Origin of the sequence: Frankia nepalensis (assembly GCF_016786325.1) — a bacterium.
GTDB classification, from domain to species: domain Bacteria; phylum Actinomycetota; class Actinomycetes; order Frankiales; family Frankiaceae; genus Pseudofrankia; species Pseudofrankia nepalensis.
Map to the genome: position 1 here is coordinate 77,310 of NZ_JADWYU010000099.1, position 20,861 is coordinate 98,170.

A 20,861-nucleotide genomic window follows, 5' to 3' on the forward strand; every position below is an offset into this window, starting at 1 on the left:
GTCGCTGACGCACCCCACCGGGCGTTCGCCGCGCGCGACCGTCGACGATTCGAGGAGGAACCGCAGTGGACTTCGCGCCGAGCCCGAAGGCCGCCGACTACCTGGCGCGGCTGACCGAGTTCATGGACGAGTACGTCTATCCGGCTGAGCCGGTCTACGAGGCCTACCGACGGGAGCGCGGCGGGGCCGACAACACCCTGCCGCCGGTGGTCGAGGAGCTCAAGGTCGAGGCGCGCAAGCGCGGGCTGTGGAACCTGTTCCTGCCCGACGCCGTCGATCCCGCGCACGGCCTGTCGGTCGTCGACTACGCGCAGCTCGCCGAGATCGCCGGTCGCAGCCCCGAGCTCGGGCCGGAGGCACTCAACTGCTCGGCCCCGGACACCGGCAACATGGAAGTACTGCATCTGTTCGGCACCGTCGAGCAGAAGGAACGGTGGCTGGCCCCGCTGCTCGACGGGCGGATCCGCTCGGCGTTCGCCATGACCGAGCCCGACGTCGCCTCCTCGGACGCGACCAACATCCAGACCTCGATCCGCCGCGACGGCGACGAGTACGTCATCAACGGCCGCAAGTGGTGGATCAGCGGCGTCGCGGACCCCCGCTGCGAGGTCATGATCGTGATGGGTCGCACCGACCCGGATGCCGCGCCGCACCGGCAGCAGTCACAGGTCCTGGTACCCCTCGACACCCCGGGGGTGGAGGTGGTGCGGCCGCTGCCCGTGTTCGGGTACTGGGACCAGCATGGGCACTGCGAGATAACGTTCACCGACGTCCGGGTGCCGGTCCGCAACCTGATCGCGGGCGAGGGCGACGGCTTCATGATCGCGCAGGCTCGGCTCGGCCCCGGCCGCATCCACCACTGCATGCGGTGCATCGGCGTCGCCGAGCGGGCACTCGAGATGGCGTGCCGGCGGGCCAGCTCGCGGGTGGCGTTCGGCGGGCCGCTGGCCGAGCAGGGGGTCGTGCAACAGCAGGTGGCCGAGTCCCGGATGGAGATCGAACAGGCCAGGTTGCTCACCCTGAAGACGGCCTGGCTGATCGACAACGTCGGGGTGAAGGGTGCTCGGACCGAGATCGCGGCGATCAAGGTGATCGCGCCGCGGGTGGCGCTCGCCGTGCTCGACCGCGCGATCCAGATCCACGGTGGCGGCGGCGTCTCCGACGACTTCCCGCTCGCCTCGATGTACGCCCACACCAGGACGCTGCGGCTCGCCGACGGCCCCGACGAGGTGCATGTCCGGACCGTCGCCCGCCAGGAGCTGCGCCCCTACCTCAGCCGCGTCTGACCAGGCGAACCAGCGCGGCCTCGCAAGCCGCCGGAACCGGGTGACGGCGCCGGCGTCGATGACGAGTACCTCGCCCGTGATCCAGCTGGCGTGGTCGCTGGCCAGCCACAGCGCGGCCGACGCGATGTCGCCGGGCTGGCCGATCCGCCGCAGCGGCCACGGCCAGGCCGCGCCGGCCGGGTCGTCGCCGGCGCCCTCCCACAGGTAACGGGCGAAGGCGGTCTGCACCAGGCCGGGTGCCAGCGCGTTGACCCGCACCTTCGGCCCCAGTTCGGTCGCGAGGTGCTTGGTCTGGTGGATCAGCGCCGCCTTGGTCATGTCGTAGGCGCCGATCGGCCCGCCGTACTTCATCCCGCCGATCGAGGCGATGTTGAGGACGCTGCCGCCGTGCTCGGACTGCCACTGGCGCCAGGCCTGCTGGGTCCAGACGAGCGGTCCGCGCAGGTTGACCTCGATCGTCTTGTCGAGGCGCGGCAGGTCGATGTCGATCAGCGGGCCGGCGTACGGGTTGGTCGCGGCGTTGTTGACCAGGACGTCCAGGCGGCCGAAGCGGTCGAGCGTCGCGGCGACGGCCCGCTCGGCCGCCTCGGGGCTGCCGGCGTGGGCCGGATGGACCGCCACCTCGCCGTCGATCTGGGCCGCGGTCTTCTCGAGGCCCTCCTGTTTGCGGGAGCTGAGCATGACCCTGGCGCCGTTCTCGGCGAAGATCTTCGCGATCGCGGCGCCGATTCCCTGCGAGGCGCCGGTGACGAGCGCGACCTTGCCGTCGAGACCAACCTGCATGGTCTGCCCTCCTGAAGGTCAGGACTTCGTGTGTGGCGGCGCCGTCCGGCCGCCGGCGGCGGCCTTCGGTGACGACGCCGGTGTGCTGACGGTGCCGGTGTGCTCAGGCCAGGCCGTAGATGCGTTCCGCGTTGCGGGCGCAGATCAGGTCGCGCTCGTCGTCGGGGATGTCGGCGAACTGGCGGGCGACGGTGGCCTGGGAGTGGGGCCAGGTGGTGGCCGGGTGCGGGAAGTCGGTGGACCAGAGGATGTTCTCGATCCCGATCAGATGGCGCAACCCAAGCCCGACCTCGTCGTCCATGAACGTGAGGGCCATGTTGCGGCGGAAGTACTCGCTCGGCGCCAGCCGCAGGCCGGGCAGGTCGTAGACCTTGGCCTTGCGGTCGAGGCTGGCCAGGAAGCCCGGCACCCAGTACAGGCCAGGCTCGACCAAGACGATCTTGAGCCTCGGGAACCGTTCGAGGGTGCCCGTGAGGATCCACCAGGCGATCACCTCCGCCAGCGCCAGCGCCGGCATCGACGTGAAGATCGCTGCCTGCGGCGTGGGGTCCCGCCGCATGATGTCGTAGAGCCAGTGGCGGTTGCCGAGATGGTGGCTGATGGAGATGCCGGTTTCCTGGAGCACGGCCCACAGCGGGTCGTACACCGGTTCGTGGTAGTCGGGCAGGCCGATCTCGCTCGGGAAGTTGGGTAGGTGCACCGACCGGGCGCCGAGCGCGGCCAGGCGCTCGACCTCGGCGACGGCGTACTCGATGTCGATGATCGGGACCTGGTAGGAGACCGCGAGCCGGTCCGGGTCGTGGGCGGCGAACTCGGTGAGGTGGTCGGTGAACGCGCGGCTGATGGGCTTCCAGTCGCCCTTGACGAGCCCGAACGACCGAAAGGCGCTCACCTCGGAGTACAGGACCTCGGCCTGCACGCCGTCGCGGTCCATGGCGGCCAGCCTGGCCACCGGCTCGCGGTAGCCGGGGTCGCGAAAGGCCTCGAGGTCCCAGTCGTCCAACGAGATCTTCCGCCCGCCGCGCAGGTCCTCGTCGATCCTCGCCTGCTCGGCGGTGGCGTCGTCGAACGCCTCGCGCAGCGATCGCGGTACCCGGTCCCGGATGGCGTCGAGGCGCACCGCCACATGCGAGTCGGCCGAGATCAGTTTCGTCATGGTTCCTCCCGAGTCGTTCACTCCGTCCCGAGTTGTTGCGCCGCCGGAACCATAGCACCTACTATGCGCAATGTGAGGCCTGCCACCGTCATTACGGATGATTCGGCCGTCTTCTGGGACGCCGCCACCAAACTCGAACTGGTCGCGCAGCGGTGCGGAGGATGCGGGGTGCTACGCCATCCACCCCGCCCGATGTGCCCGCACTGCCAGTCGCTCGACTACGAGGCCGTGCAGTTGTCCGGCCGGGGAACCCTGTACAGCTACGCCCTGCTGCACCACCCGCGGCACCCCGCCTTCGACTACCCGGTCGTCGCCGCGCTCGTCGACCTCGACGAGGGCGTCCGGGTGGTGTCGAACCTCGTGGACGTCGAGCCGGGGGAGATCCGGATCGGCATGCCGCTGGAGGTCACGTTCGAGCCGACGGCTGGCGACGGGTCGGTGCCCGTGTTCCGGCCTGCCCGGGACGCGGCGTGAGCGGGTTCGGCGGCCGGGCCGCGATCGTCGGGGTCGGCGCGACGGAGTTCTCCCGCCAGGCCGGCCGCACCGAGCTGCAGCTGGCATGTGAGGCGATCCGCGACGCGCTTGGTGACGCGGGGCTGACAGCGACCGACGTCGACGGCATCGTCAGCTATACGGTCGATCCCGTCGAGGAGACCGAGCTCGTGCGGTCCGTCGGCTTTCAGGAGATCGGCTTCTCCTCCCGGGTGCCGTACGGCGGCGGCGGCTCCATGGGCACCCTGCTGCACGCCGCCGCGGCGATCGCCAGCGGCGCCGCCGAGGTCGTCGTCGCCTACCGGGCCATCCGGGCCCGGTCCGGCGCTACCCGGTTCGGGGGCGCCAAGACGGCCGCGTCGCCGACGTCCGGCCATTCGGGAACGACGGCGATGCAGTGGTGCATGCCCTACGGCGTGCTGACGCCGGCGTCGTGGATGGCGCTCAACGCCACCCGGTACATGCACACCTACGGCGTGACGAGCGCGGACATCGGCCGGGCCGTCGTGCAGCTGCGGGCCTACGCCGAGACGAATCCGGCGGCCTGGGGATACCGGCGGCCGATGACGCTGGAGGACCATCAGGCGTCGCGCTGGATCGCCGAGCCCTGCATCCGGCTGTTCGACTGCTGCCAGGAGACCGACGGGTCCGTCGCTCTCGTCATCACCTCGCGGGAGCGGGCCGCCGATCTGCCGAGCCAGCCCGCGTTCATCGCCGTCGCGGCCGGCGCGGGCCTTTTCGGGCAGGAGATCGCGTCCGACCACTACAGCCGCGACCTGGCGGTCATGGAGGGGTCGGTGGCGCTGGGCCGGCGGCTGTTCGACCGGACCGGCATCGGTCGCGACGAGATCGACGCCGCGATGATCTATGACGCGTTCTCGCCGATCCTGCTGATGCAGCTCGAGGGCCTCGGGTTCTGCGGGCTCGGTGAGGCGAAGGACTTCATCGCCGCCGGCAGCCTCGCTCCGGGCGGCGCGCTGCCCACCAACACCAACGGCGGGCTCATCGGCGAGGGCTACATCCACGGGCTGAACCTGGTGCTCGAAGCGGTCCGCCAGCTGCGGGGAACGGCCGTGAACCAGGTGGCGGACCCGCGGCAGATCCTGGTGAGCGCGAGCCGCACCGGCGCCATCCTGACCCGGGACTGACTGGCCGAAGGACCCGCGCGCCGGCACGCCGGCGGCCGGGGTCCCAGTGACGTGAGGTGAACCATGGGAAGCGTTCTCGACGGCGTTCGCGTGCTCGACCTGTCCTGGGGCGTCGCCGGCCCCATCACCGGGATGCTCCTGGCCGACCACGGCGCGGACGTGGTCAAGGTCGAGCCGCCCGGCGGCGACCCGTTCCGTGGCAGCCCCGGCTACGACGTCTGGCTGCGGGGCCGGCGCAGCGTCGTCCTCGATCTCAAGGCGGCCGACGATCGCGACCGGTTCCTGACGCTGGCCGACGACGCCGACGTCGTCCTCGAGGCCTTCTCGCCGGGCACCATGGCCCGCCTCGGCCTGGCCGCCGACACGCTGTTAGCCCGCAACCCGCGGCTGGTCGTGTGTTCGATCACCGGATACGGGCCGCACGCGGGCCACCGGGACCGGCCAGCCTACGAGGCGCTCGTCGCCGCCCGGCTCGGGATCCTCGACGTCCAACGCAGTACCGACGGCGGCGCCGTCCCGCACATGCACGGCGAGGAGCCGTACCTCCCCGACCTGGAGATTCCCCCCGGCATGGAGCCGGGCGCGCCGCGCGAAGGCCCGATCTTCACCTACACGCCATGGCTCAGCATGGGGGCCGCCTTCCTCGCGTCCACCGGCATCAACGCGGCGCTGTTCGCCCGTGAGCACACCGGCCGCGGCCAGCACGTCGAGACCTCTCTGCTGCAGGCCGCGCTGAGCGGGACCGCGTCGAAATGGCAGCGGGTCGGCCGGCCCGACGCGGTCGGCTACCGCTCCTGGGTGTACGACCGCCGGGCCCCGAAGGGCTTCTTCCAGTGCTCCGACGGGCGCTGGATCCAACAGTGGGTACCGAACCCCGGCTTCGTGCTCAGCAGCGCCGCCGGGGACACCCTGGCCGAGCGCCGCGACGTCCGCAACGCCCGCGAGGACCCGGACCGGGTCGGCCCGGACCCCGAGAGCATCGTGATCCTCGCCCACTACTTCCCCCAGCTGGCCGAGGCCGTCGCCCGTTTCCCCAGTGACGAGTGGGTATCCGTCGCCGCGCAGGCCGGCGTTCCGCTGCAGCCGGTGCGCACCCCGGAGGAAGCCCTGGCGGACCCGGCCCTGCTCGCCGAGCAGGCCGTCGTCGAGGTCGACCATCCCGAGCACGGGCCGCTGCGGCAGGCCGGGATCCTCTACGGGCTCAGCCGCACCCCGGGGAAGGTGCGCCGGCCGGTGCCCCGCGTCGGCGAACACACCGGCGGCGTTCTGGCGGACGGCCTGGCCGCCGCCGGATCTCCGGCGCGGGCCGGCGCGGCGCCGAGTCCGGCGCCGGCCCCGGCGGCGAGCCGGCGGGCCTCGCTCGAGGGGATCACCGTGCTCGACCTCGGCTTCGCGGTCGCCGGCCCGTTCGGCACCCAGCTGCTCGCCGACCTCGGCGCGAACGTCATCAAGGTCAACGCCTGGCGGGACCCGTGGTGGCACGCCCAGCACATCGCCTACGGCGCCAACCGCGGCAAGCGCAGCGTCGGCATCGACCTGAAGACCCCGGATGGCCTGGCGGTCCTGCACCGGCTCGTCGCGTCCGCCGACGTCGTGCACTCCAACATGCGCCGGGGCGCGCTGGCGCGGCTGAAGTGCGACGAGGACTCCCTGCGCGAGGTCAACCCGAACGTCATCTACTGCCACACCCGCGGCTTCGACCGTGGCCCCCGCTCCAACTCGCCCGGCAACGACCAGACCGGCAGCTCGCTGGCCGGCGTCACCTGGGAGGACGGCGGCTGCTGGGACGGCGGCAGACCGTTCTGGAGCCTGACCTCGCTGGGCGACACCGGCAACGGCTTCTTCTCCGCTATCGGCGTCATCCAGGCCCTTTACCACCGGGCCCGCACCGGCGAGGCGCAGTCCGTCGACACCTCCATCCTCAACGCCGGCCTGCTGGTCGCGTCGATGGCCGCGGTCAAGGCCGACGGGACGGCGCTGCCCCGCCCGCGCCTCGACCGGATGCAGCTCGGGCTCGGGCCCCTGTACCGGCTTTACGAGACCGGTGACGGGTGGGCGTGCGTCGCCGCGCTCACCGGCCCGCACCGCGACGCGCTCGCCGCCGCCACCGGCCTCGACGTCGACCGGCTCGACGCGGCACGGCTCGAGCCGTGGTTTCGCGCCCGGCCGGGCGCCGAGGTGTTCGCGACCCTGGACAGCGCCGGCGTCCCGATCGAGCTGTGCGACGAGGACTTCGGCCGGCGCATCTTCGACGACCCGGAGATGGACGCCCACAAGCTCGTCGTCCACCAGCGGCACCCGAAACTCGGCAGCTTCGAACACTTCGGCAAGACCATCCACCTGTCCGACACCCCACAGCACATCTGGGGTCCGCCACCCGTCTGCGGCCAGCACACCCGAGAGATCATGCGCGAGCACGGCCTCGACGACACCGACATCGACAAGCTCGTCGCCGCCAGGGTGGTGTTCGAGGAGCACTGGGTCGAGTGAGCCGGCGAGCGGTGCCGGGCCGGGCGGGCCGGTGGCGAGCCGGCGGCCACGGCCGCCGGCGTCCCACGCGTGCTCACCCTGAGACCTCGGCGAGCCGGCCGGGCCCGGCGCGCCTGGCGGGCGAGATGCTCAGTCGATCGCCTGTTCCTGGGCGGCCACGAGTCCCGCGAGGAAGAGCCTTTGGGCGTCCTCTATGTGCAACCGGGGACGGCCGGGAGCGATCGAGTCGACCAGCTGGGTGCTGATGGCGAAGCCGCGGATCATATGGAACATCGCGGTGCGGCGGGCGTCGTCGATGTCGGGGCCGAGAGCCTCGGCCAGCAGGCGCCGAATCTCGTCGGCGACCCGCTGCTGCTGGTTGGACAGGGCCTCGTTCGCCGCCGGGGAGGTGTCCGGGTCGTGCTGGAAGTTCAGCAGGATCTGCATGCTCGCCAGGTAGGACGGCGCACCGTAGTGCTGGTCCAGCAGGTCGTAGAGCGACTCGATCCGTTCCGCGAGCGTCGCGCCCTCGACGTGGCACTGCCCGATCGACGCCAGGAACCGCCGGTTGATCTCCTCGAGCGCGGCCAGCATGAGGGACTCGCGGGTGCCGAAGTGATATTGGATCGCGCCCCAGCTGAGGTTCGCGCGCCGGGCGATCTCGTTCGTGCTTGCCCGGTAGAAGCCGAACTCCAGGATGCAGGCGACGGCGGCCTCGACGATCTGCGTCCGTCCGGCAGGGTCCTTCGTGGACCGGCGTGACCGTGACCGGTCGCGCGGGGCGTGACCGGTCGCGTTCTCGGCCGTCTCCACCACAGTGTTCCTCCCAGTCAGCCTGCCTACCTCTAAATCCTCGCACGGGCGGAAGCGCCGTACCGGAGATGACCGGTGACTAGGGCGCCACAGGCTGGCCAGCCCGATGCCGGCGCGACTGGCGCCGACGGGGACAGATCGAGGTGGTCGAGCCGGTTGGCGGCGGTCACCGCGGAACGGGCGAACGGTGTCGGTGGCGAGGTGTGGCCCGTGAATATAGCTTCCGCCGATCAGCCCGCCGCGGCGCCGCGCTGCCAGCCGGCCCTGCCTGGCGGCCATCGGGAGGAACTCGTTGTCCTCGGTTGTCGCGGACGCGGGATGTACGTCGGTTCCGACAGCAGATATGGTGACCACAACATAGCGAATGCTATTGTCTGTTGTGATGGACCGCAATCAGTGCGGCCGCCCCGTCCGCTGACTGGTTCCAGCCGGTCGAGAGATCGCGGCGCGGAACCGGATCAGGTCGTCGCGCGGGCGACGGGGCTGACCGCGTCGCACGGACCAGACCCTGAACCAATCCGGGAGGACCTTGATGGTCGACTCGCCTGGGCCGCGCCGCGGTCCGCTCGCCGGCCTCGCCGTGCTCGACCTGTCCTGGGGTGCCGCCGGGCCGATGACGACGATGCTGCTGGCCGACTCCGGCGCGGACGTCCTGAGAATCGAGTCCCCGCACGGCGACCGGGTGCGCGACGAGGTCGCCTACACGGTCTGGCACCGGGGCAAGCGCGGCGCCGTCCTCGACCTGCGCGACGCCGAAGGACGTGCGGCGTTCCTGCGGCTGGCCGAACGTGCCGACGTGCTGGTCGAGTCGTTCGAACCCGGCGTGACCACCCGGCTGGGCATCGACGAGCCGACGCTGCGCGCCGCGAACCCACAGCTGGTGTATTGCTCGATCACCGGCTACGGCCCCGACGGCCCGGACGCGCACCGCCCCGGGATCGACGCCCTCGTCGCGGCGCGTACCGGGCTGCAGTGGGAGTCACGCGGGTTCGCCGGCACCGTGCTCAACCGGATCAGCGGCGCCGGGATCCCGCTTCCCGACATCGAGGTGCCGGACCTGCCGGCGAGCAGGTTCGATCAGGACGGCCCGGTGTTCCCGCGATCCACGTGGCCGAGCCTCGGCGCCGCCTACCTCGCCACCGCCGGCATCAGCGCCGCGCTGCGCGCCCGGGAGGTCACCGGGCTCGGTGAGCATGTGCGTACGTCGTTGCTGCAGGGCGCGATGGCCGCCGCCGGCCCGAACTGGCAGCGCGTCGACGACGCCGGCGCGCCCGGCTACTGGATGTGGGTGACCGACCGTCGGGCGCCGGAGGGACTGTTCGAGTGCGCGGACGGCAGGTGGGTGCACTTCTGGACCATGCGGCCCACGCTCGTCCTGGACGCCGCCGAGGCCGATGAACTGGCGATCGAGGGCCCACGGGACGACATGCGGGCCGGTATTCGGATCGGGATGGACGCCGACGAACTGCCGATCCTGTACCTCTTTCACGGGCAGCTCGCCGAGGCGTTCCGCAAGTTCCCCAGCGACCAGTGGGTCGCCTTCGGCGCGGCGCGCAACCTGGGGATCGCCCTGGTGCGCTCGCCGGAGGAGGCGTTCGCCGACCAGGCGCTGCTGGACCACGGCTGTGTCGTCGAGGTCGCCGACCCCGACGCCGGGCCGATCCGGCACGCCGGCGTCCTGCTGGAGTTCACCGCCACCCCGGGCGCGGTGACGGGGCCGGCGCCCCGCCGCGGCGAGCACACCAGCGCGGCGCTGGCCGCCGCCGCCGCGGCCGCAACGCCCGCCGGCGAGCAGGCGCCCCAGCGACCCGCCGGCCAGGCGGCCGCGTCGCGGCGGCTCGATCGCGGCCCGCTGGACGGCGTGCGGGTGCTCGACCTCGGGCTCGGTGTCGCCGGTCCCTGGGGCGGGCGGGTGCTGGCGGACCTCGGCGCTGACGTGATCAAGGTGCACGCGCTGCACGACGGCTACTGGACCGGGACGCACCTGGGCCTGGGCACCAACTGGGGCAAGCGCAGCATCGCCCTGAACCTCAAGGACCCGGCCGCCAGGGAGGTGCTCGACCGCCTGCTCGCCACCGCGGACGTCCTCGCGCACAACATGCGCCCGGGCGCGGCCGAGCGGCTCGGCATCGGCTACGAGCAGCTGCGGGAGCGGTTCCCCCGGCTTGTCTACTGCCACACCCGCGGCTTCGAGGACGGCCCGCGCTCCCTGCAGCCCGGCACCGACCAGACCGCCAACGCGCTCGCCGGGACCGAGTACGAGGACGGCGCCTGCCGTTTCGGCACCCCGCCGCTGTGGAGCCGGATCAACATGGGCGACACCGGCAACGGCTACCTGTGGGCGACCGCCGTCATCCAGGCCCTCTACCACCGTGAGTGCACCGGTCAGGGGCAGCGGGTCGGTACCGCGATCATCAACGCGACGCTGCTGGCGACCTCGTACGCCTACAGCCTGGCGGACGGGACGCCGGTCGACCGGCCGCGGATCGACGCCCAGCAGCGAGGCCTGTCCGCGCTCTACGGCCTGTACCAGCTGGCCGGCGACGACTGGCTGACCATCGCGGTGCTCGACGACGCGGCCTGGCCCGACCTGTGTGACGCCCTGGACGCGCCGGCCGAGCTGCGTGACGACGCACGGTTCGCCGACCAGGCCGGCCGACGGGCGCACGACGCCGACCTGCGCGCCGCGCTCGAGCCGCTGTTCGCCCGGCGCACCGCGGACGACGTGGTGGCCGCGTTCGAGAAGCGGAACCTGCCCTGCGAGCTGTCCTCCACCACCTACTCCACCAGGCTGTTCGACGACCCCGAGATCCGCGCCCGCGGCTGGATCGCCACCGCGCGCCGACCCGGGGTCGGCCGGATCGAGCAGCCCGGGGTCCTCGTCGACCTCGCCACCCACCCCGGCCGGGTGGCCGGGCCGCCGTGCCTCGCCGGCGAGCACACCCGGCCGATCCTCACCGAGCTCGGCTACGACGAAGCCTCGATCGCCGCGCTCCTCGATTCCCGCGCGGCCCTCGACGCCCCGGTCGCCTGAACCGCCCCGACCTCGACGGCCCTCCGCGGGAGGGCGACAGCGAAAAAACGGAAGGGAACAAGGATGGGATCGCAGACGCTGCGCCCCGGCGCCCGGCTGAGCAGCCAGGTGTGCCAGACCCAGGTGATCGTCGTGCGCGGTGGCGGCGGCGCGCCCGAACTGGGCTGCGGCGGCGCGCCGCTGGTCGGTCAGTCCGGCGCGGCCACCGAGCCCGCTCTGCCGGCGGACGCCGCGCTGCTGGGCGGCAGCCCGCTCGGCAAGCGGTTCGTCGTCCCCGGCGCCCCGTCGGTCGTCGAGCTCCTGGTGACCCGGGCGGGGGAGGGGACACTGACCGCCGACGGCGTCGCGATGGTGGAGAAGGAGGCCGCGAAACTACCGTCGAGTGACTGACTGACTGACCGCCCGCCCGGCTCGCCGCCGCCCGCCGCCCGGAGTCTGACTCAGACGTTCCTGCCGCCGGCGGTGGCCTGCCGGGCGATGTCGCGGCCGATGATCTCTTTCATGATCTCGTTGGTGCCGCCGAAGATCGGCTGGATGCGGGCGTCGGCGTAGGCGCGGGTGATGGGGTACTCCCACATGAATCCGTAGCCGCCGTGGAGCTGCACGCACCGGTCGACGACCCGGTTCTGCAGGTCGGTCAGCCACCACTTGGCCTTGGCCGCGTCGACCGCCGACAGGGACCCGTCGCCCAGGGCGAGGATGGCGCGGTCCAGGTAGATCTCCGCGACGTCCAGTTCGGTGGCGAGCTCGGCGAGGGTGAACCGGGTGTTCTGGAAGTCGCCGATCGGCTTGCCGAAGGCGCGGCGCCCGAAGCAGTAGTCGACGGTCCAGGTGTACGCGGCGCGGGCGAAGGCGTAGGACGTGGCGGCGATCGACAGCCGCTCCAGCGGCAGCCGTTCCATCAGGTGGATCAGTCCTCGGCCCTCGGTGCCGAGCAGGGCGGTCGCGGGTAGCGCGATGTCGTCGAAGAACAGTTCGGCGGTGTCGTTGCCGCGTAGGCCGAGCTTCTCGAGCTTGCGGCCGTGCCGGAAGCCGGGCGCGGCGCTTTCGACCAGGAAGAGGCTGAACCCGCGGGAGCCGGCGTCGGGGTCGGTGCGGGCGAACACGATGACGACGTCCGCCAGGATGCCGTTGGTGATGAACGTCTTGCCGCCGGACAGCCGCCAGCCGTCGCCGTCGCGGACCGCGCTGGTGCGGATGCCCTGCAGGTCGCTGCCCGCGTCCGGCTCGGTCATGGCGAGCGCGCCGATCGCCTCGCCAGCACACAGCCGTGGCAGCCAGCTCGCCTTCTGCTCGGGCGTGCCCAGGTCTCGCAGGTAGGGAACGACCAGATCGTCCTGCGCGGACGTGCCGGCGTTGAAGGACGCCGCGCCGACCCGGGCCAGCTCCTCGATGAGGACCATCCGGTACCGGTAGTCCTCCTCGCCGGCGCCGCCGTACTCGGCGGGCGCGGCGATGCCGAGCAGCCCCTGGGCGCCGGCCGCGAGCCAGGCCGACCGGTCCACGAGCCCCTTCTCCAGCCAGGCGTCCTGGTGCGGGATCACCTCGCGTTCGACGAAGGTGCGGGCGGTCTGCCGCAGGGCCTCGTGGTCGGGCCCGAAGAGTTCTCGCCGCACGTCGCGCGCTCCTCACTCGCAGTGGTTCGGATCATTCGAAGTCGTTCTGGGATCCGGGGTGAATGGAACGTAGCATTCGCTATGTTGCTGAGACAATTGAGCGTCGAGGTGAGTGCCGGCGGGCGTCGAGTCTCCGATACGGAGGAGCGCGTCGCCACCGCGGCCCGCCCGCGCCTCGTCGGGCCGGTTGCCTGGACCTCCAGGCTGTAGATGGTCAGGCGGTGGCAAGGACCTCGGCGGGTGATGGTCCGATCCGGGCGGCTGTGGCGGCCAGCAGGTCCGCGTCGAAGCCGTAGAAGTCGATCGCGTTCAGGCCGAGGATCTGCCGTGCCTCGGTGGCCGGGACGCCCGCGACCGCGGCGGCGATGGACTTCCTGCTCTCCGGCCAGGTGCTTTCCGTGTGGGGGTAGTCGCTGCCCCACATCATGCGGCCGACGCCGGCCTCGTGGCGGCGGCCCGCCTCGGCGGCGCCCATGAAGCTCACGCCGTACCAGATGTTCTGCCGCAGGTAGTCGCTCGGCCGGCGGCGCAGCGACCGGATGAAGTCCGGTCCGACGAGTTCCCGCATGGCGCCCGCGGAACTGTGCTCGGCCGCGCCGCTGAGGACCGCGTGCAGGCCGTCGTGGGTCGCGGCGTCGTTGAGCACGCCGTCGAAGCTCTGCTCGGTGACGACGTAGCGCAGCGTGGGGTGCCGCTCGAAGATGCCGGCCCAGATGAGCAGCCAGAGGTTGCGGTGCGAGTAGAAGGTGAACTCCTGCAGGTAGACGAGGCGGGCCATGCCAGGGTGGCCGCCGTAGTCCGGTGACCCGCTGCCGCCATGGTGGTTGACCGGGACGTCGAGGTCGGCGCAGGCGGCCCAGATCCGGTCGTAGCTGTCGTCCCAGATCGGCGGGATCGGCGCGCCCGGCGGGATCGACGGCAGCAGGATCCCGCCGGTCAGCCCGTTCTCCCGGGCCCACGTGATCTCTCTGACCGCCGCGTCCGGGTCGTTGAAGAGGACCTGCGCGATCCCGGCCCGCCGGCCTGGCACCTCGCGGCAGAACTCGGCCAGCCAGCGGTTGTGCGCCTGCAGGCCCGCCCACCGGCGCTGGTAGTCCGCGGCCGACGGCGGGCCGGCGACGAGGCTGGTCTGCGGGCAGAACGGCGGCGCGGTGTTCGGGAAGATGACCTCCGCGGCGATGCTGTCCTCCTCCAGGTGGCGTAACCGTTTGGCGCTGTCCCAGTTCCGGTCCGCGTACACCTCGTCGAGGTCACGCCACGGATTGACGAACTCGCGCGCCCACCGGTCGAAATCGTCATGCCACTCGCTGGCGAGATAGTCCCGGTATCCGAGCGTCGGCGCACCGGCGTGACAGTCCGCCGACACGATCACCACTGGTTCGCCGGCCGTCGGCGCTTCGCGTTCCACAACACCCTCCAGGAGCCTGTTGAGCCGCTATCGACCAGCGGCACTGTAACAGGCGTAACATAGTGAGTAAAGATCGCACTCGCTATGGTCGGTGGCCACGTGTCAATCCGAGGTGGCGAGCACGGCTGGCGGGCTGGCCGACCGCGGGAAGCGCGTGCCTACACCGCGCTCGCCGTGCCACGGCGGAGTCGCTCGTATGCCGTGGGCCTGGCTCGTGTCGAGGACAGTGACGCCAAGGCTCGGGGTGGGCCGGTCCACGTACTTCTGGTGTTTCAACTTCGAAGAGGGCACCCTCGTCGCCGGAGTTGACCAGGGACGCACGGAGCGCCGGCGAACCGGTGGCGCCGGAGGTTGTCGTCAAATGGAGGGAACAACGCGATGGGTAGCCGCGCAGCCACGGTGTTACGCGACGGGTTCACCTTTCCGGAGGGCCTGCGCTGGCATGACGACCGCCTCTGGGTCTCCGACCAGACCACCGGCACCGTGTGGACAGTGGCCGACGACGGCATGGCCGAACCCGTCGTCGAGGTTCCCGGCGGCGCGTCCGGCCTCGGGTGGCTCGCGGATGGTGACCTGCTCGTCGTGTCGATGACGAACCGCCAACTGCTGCGCGTCGACACGGCCACCGGCGGGACGGCGGTGCACGCGAGCCTCGCCGACCTCCCGGGCTACCGGCTCAACGACATGGTGGTCGACGAGGAGGGGCGGGCCTATGTCGGCGACTTCGGCTTCGACCCGCGGGCCTTCGCCGCGCGGTTCGGGGGCGCCGCGTTGATGGGCGGCGAGGCCCCCACGTCGATTCTCGCCAGGGTCGATCCGGACGGATCGGTGCGTGTGGCCGCGGACGGGCTGCGTTTTCCCAACGGCTGCGTGATCACCACGGATGGCGGGACCCTGATCGTCGCCGAGACGTTCGGCCGACGGCTGACCGCCTTCGACCGATCCGAGACCGGTGACCTGTTCGGGCGGCGAGTATGGGCGACGCTCGACGCGCGCCCCGACGGCATCTGCCTGGACGCGGAGGGAGCCGTCTGGGTCGCGAACGCCGGAGCGACCGAGTGCCTGCGCGTGGCGGCGCCACGGGCCGGACAACCTGCGTCGGTGGTCGACCGGGTGGTGACGGGGGCCCCGGTCTACTCGTGCGCACTCGGCGGCGCGGACGGGCGCACGCTGTTCCTCGCGACCGCCCCACCGGCCGCGGCCAGCCAGACCGTCTCCGGAGCCCTGGCCGAGGGCCGCATCGAGACCGCGCGCATTGACGTGCCCGCGGCGGGTTCGCCCTGAGCGGCCGCCCGGGGCGGCTGCCCGGCGGTGTGACGCCGTTTCGCGGCAGTTCCGCCTGCCTGTGGCGGCCCGCGGCCGCCTCCCGCTGGCAGTCGGGCCGACGGTGACCAGGCCGCTGTGGTTATTGCCACATAGTGTTTGCTATATTGTCTGTGGCGTCCGAGACCGGAACGGCCATAGCTTGCGGGCCATGCTTGCTGCCGCCGCCGTCGCCACGCACCCTGACGATCCGCTCGCCGGCCTGGCGGTCGGAGAACAGCCGGAACGGCCCGTCCCCGATGGCTGGATGACGGTCTCGGTCCGCGCCGCGGCACTGAACCACCACGACCTCTTCAGCCTTCGAGGGGTCGGCCTGCCCGCGGAACGGCTGCCGATGATCCTTGGCTGCGACGCCGCCGGCGTGACCGAGGACGGGCGGGAAGTGATCGTCCACGCGGTCATCGGCGACCCGGCCGTCGCGGGTGGCGACGAGACGCTCGACCCGAAGCGGACCCTGCTTTCCGAGCTGCATCCCGGCACGCTGGCCGAGCGGGTCGCCGTGCCGGCTCGGAACCTGGTGCCCAAGCCCGCGTCGCTCACCTGGGAGGAGGCGGCCTGTCTGCCCACCGCCTGGCTGACCGCCTACCGGATGGTGATCAACCGGGCTGGGCTGCCCGCGGACGGCGGCGGCACCCTGCTCGTCCAGGGGGCGGGCGGGGGCCTGGCGACCGCGGCGATCCTCCTCGCGAAGGCCGCCGGGCACACGGTGTTCGTCACCTCGCGGGACGAGGGCAAGCGCAAGCGCGCGCTCGATCTGGGCGCCGACGTGGCCCTCGAGACCGGGGCCCGGCTGCCCCGCCGGGTGGACGCGGTGATCGAGACCGTCGGCGCGGCTACCTGGCGGCACTCGGTGGGGTCGCTGCGCCCCGGCGGGCGGATCGTCTGCTCGGGTGCCACCAGTGGTGACGGTCCGCCGGCCGAGTTGACGCGCATCTTCTTTCTTCAGCTTTCGGTGGTCGGCTCCACGATGGGAACCCGCGAAGAGCTCGTCGACCTGGTGGCCTTCCTCGACCGCACCGGCATCCGGCCCGTCATCGACGAAATCCGCCCACTCGCCGCTGCCCGTACCTCCTTCGAGCGGCTTGCCCGGGGTGACGCCTACGGCAAGCTCGTGCTGACCGTCTAGGGGAATCGCTGCCCCATGAGGAGCCGGGCGGTCGCGGACTGCCACGACGCCGCGGTCGGCCGGCGTAGGTGCGTTCGGTGAACGAGCTCGGGACGCACGGCTTACCAAAGGAGACCAATGAAGATCGACGCCAGCCTGTCCGTCGATATTGAGGGGACACAGTCGGAGGCCGCGGACATGGAGAGCACCGGCTATGCGGGCGCCTGGACCTCCGAGACCAAGCACGACCCCTTCCTGCAGTGCCTGCAGGCGGTCATGGCGACCGAGACTCTCACCGTCGGGACCGCCATCACCGTCGCGTTCGGCCGGTCACCGATGACGCTCGCCAACGCCGGCCAAGGTGGGTAAGGACAGCCTCGACGGCTTCGTCATCAACGGCCCGTCCTTCGTCACCATCGGCCGCACGGAGGAGGAGTTGGCGAGCGCGATCCGCGGGACGAAGGCGCGGATCGCGTTCTACGGCTCCACGCCCGCCTACCGTCAGGTGCTCGAGATGCATGGCTGGGGCGAGGCGCAGGACGAGCTCAACAGGCTGTCCAAGCAGGGGCGCTGGGACGACATGGCCGATGTGATCACTGACGAGATGCTGCACGAGTTCTCGGTCGTCGGCACCCCGGCCGAGGTCGGGCCCAAGCTGGTCGCCAAGGTCGGCCAGGTCTACGAGCGCATCACGTTCTACAGCGGCTACGACGCCGAGCCGTCCCTGTGGGCCGAGCTCCTCGCCGCCACGAAGTAGCGGCCCTCATCGGGGGTTCGGCAGGAGTGGGCTCTGCCGAGCAGGCCTTCACTCGAGAAGCCCGCCAGCGAGTAATCGGCCCTTCGAAGATGGGCGCATGATTCTGCCTCTCCTGCGAGCGTCGCTCGCATTGTCTGCCGGTGAACCTGGAGGTGTACGAATGCCGCGCACGCGTCTCGGTCGCCGTGGTATCCGAGCGGCGCTCGCGCACGGTCATGGTGTGCGGCTCAGTCGGGTGAAGACGAACACGCCAAACTGCCAGGAGAATGACGTGGGGGATTCTAGGATTCAACCGGGCGGAATCGATCGTCGGGCCCGCTGACATCCCGGCGGCCGTCGCATATTTCAGCGAGATTCTCGGCCTCGGGCCCGCCCGATCGAGGAGACGCCCGTTCTCTGCGCCGCGAACATGACGGTCGGAAGTCGCCACCCTGGTCGGATGCCCATGGCGACCCAGGGGGGATGTGGGCAGGAGCGGCACGGCGCCGTCGAAATGCCGTGCCCCTCCGTTACGCGCCCTGTGGATCCTGTCGTGCGAGTTGGTGCCGCTCCGACCCGCCCAGCCCGTCGCACGGGGCGGGCGAAGCCGGGTGTCACCGTGCCAGCCTTGCTACGTCACATTCCCCACAGGTAGGGATCGGGGTCGGACCGGTCGATGATGGCCGTCGCCCGCCGGCGAATCATCTCGTCCTGCCAGTCGATGTCGGCGGCGAACCGGCCGTCATAGAGCCGCTTGTCGGCCTCGTGGTCGTGGTGGGCCCAGAAGTTCCCGCTGCGGACGGTCTCCAGAATCGTCGTCGCGACCTCCTCCGGTTCCGCGAGCACGACCGCCACGCCGCCTGCCTCGAGGCCCTGCTGCACGAAGGTCATGATGTCGCGGTCGCCCGCCAGGTTCGTCTTCGTCAGGGGAGGGAGCGCGACATGGGCCTTGATCAGCGACTGCTTGTCGCGGAGCTGGCCGTGCAGGCACTCCATCAGCGTGCAGACAGCCTGCTTGGAGGTCGAGTAGGCCGGCGTCTGGTACATGACGCCGACGGCTCCGGATCCGGACGACGCGGCCAGGATGTGGCCGGGAGTTCCCTGGGCGATCATTCGCGGCGCGAAGGCCTTGATGCCGTGCAGGATCCCGAAGAGGTTGATGTCGTAGACGCGGCGCCAGTCGGAGGTCTCGTCGTCGAACAGGCCGCCGCCTCCGGCGACGCCGGCGTTGAGGTACAGGATGTCGACCTGCCCGTACCGCTCGTAGGCGGCGTCGGCCAGCTGCCTGACCGAGTCGAAGTCCGCGACGTTGGTCGGCACGCCGAGCACGTCGTGACCTAGAGCGCGCAGCTCCTCGACGGCGTCCGCCAGCGCCGTGGCGTCGATGTCGGACAGCACGACCTTGCACCCCTGCCCGGCGAAGGCCCTGGCCGTGGCCCGGCCGATGCCGTGCGGCCCACCGCTCCCGGTAATGACGGCAACCTTGCCTTCGAGGTCCTGCACGCTTGTCTCCATTCCAGTCTGTGATGACGACCCAGCCGCTCGCGGCTCGGCGGCGGCGGCCTTTCACCGGCGGCGCGGGATCCGTGCTGGCCGCCGCGGCTGGTGCGTCGGGAGGGGCCTTCTCACCCGCCGATGCGGATGACCGACCGGTCAGACCCGCTCTCGGTCCTTGTAGACGATGACGGTCTTGAGCTCGGCGTAGGCGTCCAGGCCGACCTGGCCGTTGTTCCGGCCGATGCCGCTGGACTTCACGCCCCCGAACGGGATTTTGGGATCGATCTCGGTGTGCTGGTTCACCCACGCGGTGCCGCACTCGAGGCGCGCGGCGATCTGCTCACCGTGGGCGATGTCGGAGGTCCAGACGGAACCGCACAGTCCGTACTCGGTCGCGTTGGCCTGCTCGATGGCCCACTCGACGTCGCTGAACGGGATGACCGGCAGGACCGGCCCGAACTGCTCCTCGTCCACGACCCGCACCCCGGGGCCCACACCTGTCATGATCGTCGGGGGGTAGAAGTAGCCGGACCCCTCCGCCGGGGCGCCGCCGGCGACAGCCTTCCCGCCGTGATCGAGGGCATCGGTGACGAGTTCGCTGACGCGGTCGAACTGGGGCTTGGTCGTGACCGGAATCATCGTCGCGGCCCGTTCATGGGCGATCACCGCGAGCTCGTCGACGAGTCCCTGGTAGACCGACTCGTGGGCGTACACCCGCTTGATCGCGGCACAGACCTGGCCGTGGCCGGTGAACGCGGAATCGAAGATCCGTTGCGCGACCTTCTTCGGGTCCACGTCGTCGAGCACGATCGCGGCGTCGTTGCCGCCCAGTTCGAGCAGCACGTTCTTCAGGCCCGGCGCGGCGGCGGCGGCGATCGCGCGCCCCGCCGCGATGCTGCCCGTAAAGCTGATCAACCGCGTGGTCGGGTGCGCGACCATCGCCTTTCCGACCTCGTCGTCGCCGGCCAGGATGTTGACCACGCCCGGGGGAACGAGGTCCTTCCAGATCTTCGCTACGAACAGCGTCGCCAGCGGCGTGAACGGGGAGGGCTTCGCGACGATCGTGTTCCCGACCAGCAGGGCGCTGAAGACCTTCTCGGCGAGAATGAGGATCGGCGCGTTCCATGGGATGATCGCCGCGACGACGCCGAAGGGGGCACGAACCACCTTGACGGTGCGCTCGGCGGAGTCCTCGATGATGTCGACTCGCAGTTCCTGCTCGGCGATGTGGTTGCCGAACCACGGCGCGGCCAACGCCTCGAGCGCGATGGACGAGGCACCCTTCTCGAGCGCGGTGATCTCCTCGATCGTCGCGTAGTTCGCCCCGATCGCGTCGGCCATCGCCTTGATCACCGCTCGACGTTCTGCCTCCGGCCGGGCCGACCAGGCCGGGAGGGCCGCGGCCGCCGCCGCCATCGCGGTGTCCACCATCTCGACCGTAGCCGCCGGGCAGCGCGCGAACTCCTCGCCGCTGGAGGGGTTGACCACCGGTATGGACTGACCACTCGTCACCAGCGTGCCGTTGATCAGTTGGCCGAGCTCACTCACCGTTGCCTGCACGCCCATCAGGAGGTTCGCCTCATCCATTGGTCCTGCGCATCGCGCGCTCCTGTCCCTGTGACCATGCGCACGATAGTTGCCGCTATGTAGTGATGCAACTGCCCGGATGGTCGCTCGAGCCCTCGCGAGATCGAGAACCTTCGAGCCCCGACCACGGCGCGGCTGCGCCGTCCGGCGCGAACGGTCTACCCGCCAGGGCTCGTGGACGACCTGCCAACCGGGTCGATCCGACGAGCTCCGGCCGGCTCGGCGACAGTCTCGGCCACCGGAGCGGGCCACGGACTCGGCCCATGTAGCCGCGCCCGGCGGCCCGAGGGAATGGCGCGCTGGCCCGGCGGGGTGGTGGCCTGCATCGAGCCGACCTGCCTGGTGCGCGGCCTCGCGACCTCATGGCGGCGATTTTCAGCTAACGGTCCGCTAACGGGCCCATCGCTA

The 20,861-nt window shown here is 71.3% G+C and carries 16 protein-coding genes and 1 pseudogene; 10 read left to right on the top strand and 7 right to left on the bottom strand.

Annotation, left to right across the window (positions count from 1 at the left end):
- Window positions 1-65: 65 nt before the first annotated feature.
- Window positions 66-1,286, top strand: a complete 1,221-nt coding sequence (locus I6A81_RS10500) for an acyl-CoA dehydrogenase family protein (protein WP_203002285.1) — start codon at window positions 66-68, stop codon at window positions 1,284-1,286.
- A gap of 102 nt (window positions 1,287-1,388) precedes the next feature.
- On the opposite strand, the pseudogene I6A81_RS10505 reads toward I6A81_RS10500, so the two are convergent.
- Together I6A81_RS10505 and I6A81_RS10510 are read right to left on the bottom strand one after the other, a co-directional pair.
- Window positions 1,389-2,069 (bottom strand): annotated as a pseudogene (locus tag I6A81_RS10505) (SDR family oxidoreductase); the annotation flags it as partial.
- A 103-nt stretch (window positions 2,070-2,172) separates the two neighbouring features.
- Window positions 2,173-3,225 (bottom strand): amidohydrolase family protein, encoded by a 1,053-nt coding sequence (locus tag I6A81_RS10510; RefSeq protein WP_203002283.1) that lies wholly within the window; start codon window positions 3,223-3,225, stop codon window positions 2,173-2,175.
- Between the two features lie 63 nt (window positions 3,226-3,288).
- Here I6A81_RS10510 and I6A81_RS10515 point away from each other — a divergent pair, with 63 nt between their 5' ends.
- The 3 genes from I6A81_RS10515 (at window position 3,289) to I6A81_RS10525 (ending at window position 7,355) form a co-directional block, all read left to right on the top strand.
- The gene (locus I6A81_RS10515; protein WP_203002282.1) at window positions 3,289-3,699 is read left to right on the top strand and encodes a Zn-ribbon domain-containing OB-fold protein; all 411 of its coding nucleotides are present in this window, start codon (window positions 3,289-3,291) and stop codon (window positions 3,697-3,699) included.
- On the top strand, window positions 3,696-4,865 hold the full coding sequence (locus tag I6A81_RS10520) for a thiolase C-terminal domain-containing protein (protein WP_203002281.1): 1,170 nt from the start codon (window positions 3,696-3,698) through the stop codon (window positions 4,863-4,865). The genes I6A81_RS10515 and I6A81_RS10520 overlap by 4 nt, the downstream gene beginning before the upstream one ends.
- Window positions 4,866-4,928: 63 nt before the next feature.
- Window positions 4,929-7,355, top strand: coding sequence for a CaiB/BaiF CoA transferase family protein (locus tag I6A81_RS10525; protein ID WP_203002280.1), 2,427 nt, complete (start codon window positions 4,929-4,931; stop codon window positions 7,353-7,355).
- A gap of 129 nt (window positions 7,356-7,484) precedes the next feature.
- Here the strand turns inward: I6A81_RS10525 and I6A81_RS10530 are convergent, their stop codons facing one another.
- Entirely contained in the window at window positions 7,485-8,147 is a 663-nt protein-coding gene (locus I6A81_RS10530) for a TetR/AcrR family transcriptional regulator (protein WP_203002686.1), read from the bottom strand.
- Window positions 8,148-8,679: 532 nt separating this feature from the next.
- Between I6A81_RS10530 and I6A81_RS10535 the strand changes: the two genes are divergently transcribed.
- On the top strand, window positions 8,680-11,181 hold the full coding sequence (locus I6A81_RS10535; RefSeq protein WP_203002685.1) for a CaiB/BaiF CoA transferase family protein: 2,502 nt from the start codon (window positions 8,680-8,682) through the stop codon (window positions 11,179-11,181).
- 63 nt (window positions 11,182-11,244) lie between these two features.
- On the top strand, window positions 11,245-11,571 hold the full coding sequence (locus tag I6A81_RS10540; RefSeq protein ID WP_203002684.1) for a hypothetical protein: 327 nt from the start codon (window positions 11,245-11,247) through the stop codon (window positions 11,569-11,571).
- Between the two features lie 50 nt (window positions 11,572-11,621).
- On the opposite strand, the gene I6A81_RS10545 is transcribed toward I6A81_RS10540, so the two are convergent.
- Window positions 11,622-12,797, bottom strand: coding sequence for an acyl-CoA dehydrogenase family protein (locus I6A81_RS10545; RefSeq protein ID WP_203002683.1), 1,176 nt, complete (start codon window positions 12,795-12,797; stop codon window positions 11,622-11,624).
- Between the two features lie 214 nt (window positions 12,798-13,011).
- Window positions 13,012-14,205, bottom strand: coding sequence for an amidohydrolase family protein (locus tag I6A81_RS10550; protein ID WP_203002682.1), 1,194 nt, complete (start codon window positions 14,203-14,205; stop codon window positions 13,012-13,014).
- Window positions 14,206-14,583: 378 nt separating this feature from the next.
- Here I6A81_RS10550 and I6A81_RS10555 point away from each other — a divergent pair, with 378 nt between their 5' ends.
- From I6A81_RS10555 to I6A81_RS43185, 4 genes are all read left to right on the top strand, one after another.
- On the top strand, window positions 14,584-15,489 hold the full coding sequence (locus I6A81_RS10555) for an SMP-30/gluconolactonase/LRE family protein (RefSeq protein ID WP_203002681.1): 906 nt from the start codon (window positions 14,584-14,586) through the stop codon (window positions 15,487-15,489).
- A 190-nt stretch (window positions 15,490-15,679) separates the two neighbouring features.
- Entirely contained in the window at window positions 15,680-16,654 is a 975-nt protein-coding gene (locus I6A81_RS10560) for a zinc-binding dehydrogenase (protein ID WP_203002680.1), read from the top strand.
- A gap of 117 nt (window positions 16,655-16,771) precedes the next feature.
- Window positions 16,772-17,002 (top strand): LLM class flavin-dependent oxidoreductase, encoded by a 231-nt coding sequence (locus tag I6A81_RS43180; RefSeq protein ID WP_238428958.1) that lies wholly within the window; start codon window positions 16,772-16,774, stop codon window positions 17,000-17,002.
- Window positions 16,995-17,390: an LLM class flavin-dependent oxidoreductase gene (locus tag I6A81_RS43185; RefSeq protein ID WP_307874574.1), complete on the top strand. Its 396-nt coding sequence runs from the start codon at window positions 16,995-16,997 to the stop codon at window positions 17,388-17,390. Before I6A81_RS43180 ends, I6A81_RS43185 begins: the two co-directional genes overlap by 8 nt.
- A 615-nt stretch (window positions 17,391-18,005) precedes the next feature.
- Here the strand turns inward: I6A81_RS43185 and I6A81_RS10570 are convergent.
- Both I6A81_RS10570 and I6A81_RS10575 read right to left on the bottom strand, forming a co-directional pair.
- Window positions 18,006-18,872, bottom strand: coding sequence for an SDR family NAD(P)-dependent oxidoreductase (locus I6A81_RS10570; RefSeq protein WP_203002679.1), 867 nt, complete (start codon window positions 18,870-18,872; stop codon window positions 18,006-18,008).
- A gap of 150 nt (window positions 18,873-19,022) precedes the next feature.
- A complete protein-coding gene (locus I6A81_RS10575; protein WP_238428956.1) occupies window positions 19,023-20,453 on the bottom strand; it encodes an aldehyde dehydrogenase family protein in 1,431 nt (476 codons plus the stop codon).
- Window positions 20,454-20,861 lie beyond the last annotated feature (408 nt).